The following is a 3,661-nucleotide window of genomic DNA, read 5'->3' on the forward strand; positions in this document are numbered from 1 at the left end:
GCAACGCCGGGACTCAGGCACTGACCGTGGCGGTGCGCGCTATCGCCAGCAAGGAGCTGAACGCGGCGAACGCCACCCGCATCATCCTGCGCGAACTGGGGGTCGGGCTGATGAACGGCGTCTCGGTGGGCCTGATCCTCGGCGCCGGGCTCTACGTCTGGCAGCACGACATCAGGCTGTCGCTGGTGGTGTTCCTGGCGATCATCGCCAACCTGTTCGTGGCGGCCCTGGGCGGTATCCTCGCCCCGATCGTGCTCGACCGCTTCGGGCGCGACCCGGCGGTCTCGTCCTCGGTGGTGGTCACCTTCATGACCGACTTCTTCGGATTCCTCGCGCTCCTGGGAATAGCGGCGCTTATCCTGTTGTAAGGACTGGCCGAGTAAGCCGTCCGGCCCAGGAATTGCCGGTGAGGGCCGGCGCCTGTGCGCGTTGCGTCAAACTGGGTCAGAGGGCATGCAGCCTCGCCACCGTGTGTCACGAACCGCAATCGAGCTGATCAAGCGGTTCGAGGGCTACCGCCGAACGGCCGCCCAGCTTCCCGATGGACGCTGGACGATCGGCCATGGCCACACGCTCACTGCGCGCCAAGGGGCGGAGGTGTCGACGGAGGACGCCGAGGCCCTGCTGCTCTACGACCTGATCGCCGTCTCGCACGCCCTGAACGAGGCGGTGTACACGCCGCTGATCCAGAACCAGTTCGACGCGCTGGCCTCCTTCGTCTTCAACATCGGGCTGGACAACTTCCACCGCTCCGGTGTGCTGCGCCGGCTCAACGAGGGCGCGCCGATCCTGGCGGCCTGCGCCATGGAGCTGTGGCGCAAGGCCGACGTCGGGGGGGAGCGGATCGTCGTCGACGCCCTGGTCCGCCGCCGCGCGTCCGAGAAGGCCGTGTTCCTGACACCCGAGGGCGACGCCTGGGTGCCGGCCCCATCGCCGATCCTCAAACCCCTGCTGGACGGCGACGCGCAAGGCGTCGTGCCGCAGCAGACCCCGGTGGAGGTGATCGCCTCCATGGAGGGCGAGGCGGTGGTCGTGCTGCGCGAGGGCGAGCCGACGCCGCCGCCCGCGCCGCCCGAGGACGACGCCGAGGGCCCCGCCAAGTCCGCGGCCGAAGCGGTGACCGCGCGGCTTTCGACCCTGTTCCAGGAGCCCGACGAAGAGCCTTCGCACGCAGAGGCGGAAGTCCAGCCGCGGCCGCATCCCGAACGCATTCCCGAGGATCCGCGGCCGCAGGACGATTTCGGCCTGCCGGGCTTCACGCCGCTCGAAGACCCGGTGCCGTTCTTCCTGCGCGCGCCCGAGCCGCAGGACGAGCCGTCCGAAGCCGACGAGGCGGACGAACCGGCTGACGAGGAAGATCAGGAGGCCGCGCCGCGCGGTCGCGACCTCTTCGACACCGCGCCGGCCAACGACGCCGCGGAGGCCGTCCCCGCCGAGCCGGAGGAGGCGCGCTACCCCAGCCGCCTGGTGATCGACGATTCCGCGCCCTACGAGTTCATAGCGCCGCCGGTCCAGCCGCTGCCGGCGCCCACGCAGGGCGGCGTGCTGACGCTGGTGGCGCTGGCGGTGCTGGGCCTGATCTTCTTCGGCGGCGGCATCTTCTGGGCGACCAACGCCCGGCCCGTGGCGAGCTCGGTGTGGCTTGGCCCGCGGCTGGTGGGCGGCTTGGCCGGGATCGCCGGCGTGGGCTTCTTTGTGGTGGCGATCTACTTCCTGCTCGACCGGCTGGGCCGGGCCTCGGAGCGCCGCGCGCGGCAACGCCGATAACACCGCTAGGGTCACTCGCGACCGGTCGCGGCTCATGCTAAGCCGCGCCGCATGATCCCGAACCAAGGACCCGGCCTGGAATTCGGTCTCGGCGAGACCGCCGACGCCATCCGCGAGGCCACCCAGCGCTTCGCCGCCGACAAGATCGCCCCGCTCGCGGCGAAGATCGACGAGACCAACACCTTCCCCCGCGAACTCTGGCCGCAGATGGGCGAACTTGGCCTGCACGGCGTGACCGTCGAGGAGGCCTATGGCGGCCTGGGCCTCGGCTATCTCGAGCATGTGGTGGCGATGGAGGAGGTGTCCCGCGCCTCGGCCTCGGTCGGTCTCTCCTACGGCGCGCACTCGAACCTCTGTGTGAACCAAATCCGCCGCTGGGGCTCCGAGGAGCAGAAGCGGCGCTACCTGCCGCCGCTGATCAGCGGCGAGCACGTCGGCGCGCTCGCCATGAGCGAGGCCGGCAGCGGCTCCGACGTGGTCTCCATGCGGCTGGTCGCTAGAAAACAAGGCGACCGCTACGTGCTGAACGGCACGAAGTTCTGGATCACCAACGCGCCGCACGCCGACACCCTGGTGGTCTACGCCAAGACCGATCCTGACGCGGCTGGGAAGGGCATCACCGCCTTCCTGATCGAGAAGGGAATGAAGGGCTTCGGCGTCTCCAAGAAGCTCGACAAGATGGGCATGCGTGGCTCCGACACCGCCGAGCTGGTGTTCGAAGACTGCGAGGTCCCCGAAGAGAACGTCATGGGCCCGGAGAACGGCGGCGTCGGCGTGCTGATGAGCGGGCTCGACTATGAGCGGGCCGTACTGGCGGCGGGGCCGCTCGGCATCATGCAGGCCTGCCTGGACGTGGTCCTGCCCTATGTGCGCGAGCGCAAGCAGTTCGGCCAACCGGTCGGCTCCTTCCAGCTGATGCAGGGCAAGATCGCCGATATGTACGTCGCGCTGAACTCGGCCAGGGCCTACGTCTACGCCGTGGCCAGGGCCTGCGACGCCGGCATCACCACCCGCTCCGACGCGGCCGGCGCCATCCTGATGGCCAGCGAGAGCGCCGTCCGCGTGTCGCTGGAGGCGGTCCAGGCGCTGGGCGGGGCGGGCTACACCAAGGACTATCCGGTGGAGCGCCTGGTGCGCGACGCCAAGCTCTATGACATCGGGGCGGGCACCAATGAGATCCGCCGCTTCCTGATCGGGCGGGAGCTGATCGGCGGATGAAGGCTCTGGGGGCTCTTGCACTATCGTTCGCCCTGGTCGGCTGCGCCACCGCGCCGCCGCCGCCGGCAGCCTGCCCCGCGGGGCAGGAATACCGGCACACGGCGCAGCTCTTCTTCGGCCGCAACGTCGGCGACAAGCCGGGCGTCAGCGAGGCCGATTTCCGCAGGTTCGTGGACGAGGAGCTGACGCCGCGGTTCCCGGACGGGCTGACGGTGCTGGACGGCGGCCGCCAGTGGCGGGGCGACGAGAACCGGCTGATCCGCGAAGCCTCCAAGGTGGTCTTGATCGTGCTGCCCAAGGGCCGCGAGGTCCCGGGACGGATCGACGCGGCTCGGAGCGCCTATAAGATCCGCTTCCACCAGGACGCGGTGCTGCTGATCAGCCAGGCGGCCTGCGTCTCATTCTAGCTCCCGCGCAGCGCATCGGAACATGCGAAGGGCCGCCGGATCGTCCCGACGGCCCTTCCACCTGGCGCGGGGCCGGCAAGCTCGGGGAGCCTCTCCAGAGCCGGCCGCGCCGCCGCGGTGTGGCTAGGGGGCGCTAGCGCCGAACCGAGGCCGAACCGTCCGCGGACCCGCCGCCCGAAAGCTGCGGGCTGGAGCTGGTCGAGGCCGCGCCGGACCCTGCGCCCTGCGCCGAGCCGCCGGCCTGGGCGTGGCGCGTCTGGACCTGACCG

General features: G+C 70.4%; 4 protein-coding genes. All 4 read left to right on the forward strand.

What is annotated here, in order from left to right:
* On the forward strand, positions 1 to 368 hold a 368-nt coding region (locus tag JWP28_RS14900), incomplete at its 5' end, for a magnesium transporter (RefSeq protein WP_299544077.1).
* A 103-nt stretch (positions 369 to 471) separates the two neighbouring features.
* Positions 472 to 1,767 carry a glycoside hydrolase family protein gene (locus tag JWP28_RS14905; RefSeq protein WP_299544078.1) on the forward strand — a complete coding sequence of 432 codons (1,296 nt, stop codon included), beginning with the start codon at positions 472 to 474 and terminating at the stop codon, positions 1,765 to 1,767.
* A 51-nt stretch (positions 1,768 to 1,818) separates the two neighbouring features.
* Entirely contained in the window at positions 1,819 to 2,985 is a 1,167-nt protein-coding gene (locus tag JWP28_RS14910; RefSeq protein WP_299544079.1) for an isovaleryl-CoA dehydrogenase, read from the forward strand.
* A complete protein-coding gene (locus JWP28_RS14915; RefSeq protein ID WP_299544080.1) occupies positions 2,982 to 3,392 on the forward strand; it encodes a DUF3574 domain-containing protein in 411 nt (136 codons plus the stop codon). Before JWP28_RS14910 ends, JWP28_RS14915 begins: the two co-directional genes overlap by 4 nt.
* Positions 3,393 to 3,661 lie beyond the last annotated feature (269 nt).

Origin of the sequence: Phenylobacterium sp. (assembly GCF_028290885.1) — a bacterium.
GTDB lineage: Bacteria > Pseudomonadota > Alphaproteobacteria > Caulobacterales > Caulobacteraceae > Phenylobacterium.

Coding starts and splice junctions, on each gene's coding strand:
- JWP28_RS14915 (WP_299544080.1), top strand. CDS start 2,982: ATGAAGGCTCTGGGGGCTCTTGCACTATCGTTCGCCCTGGTCGGCTGC.
- JWP28_RS14910 (WP_299544079.1), top strand. CDS start 1,819: ATGATCCCGAACCAAGGACCCGGCCTGGAATTCGGTCTCGGCGAGACC.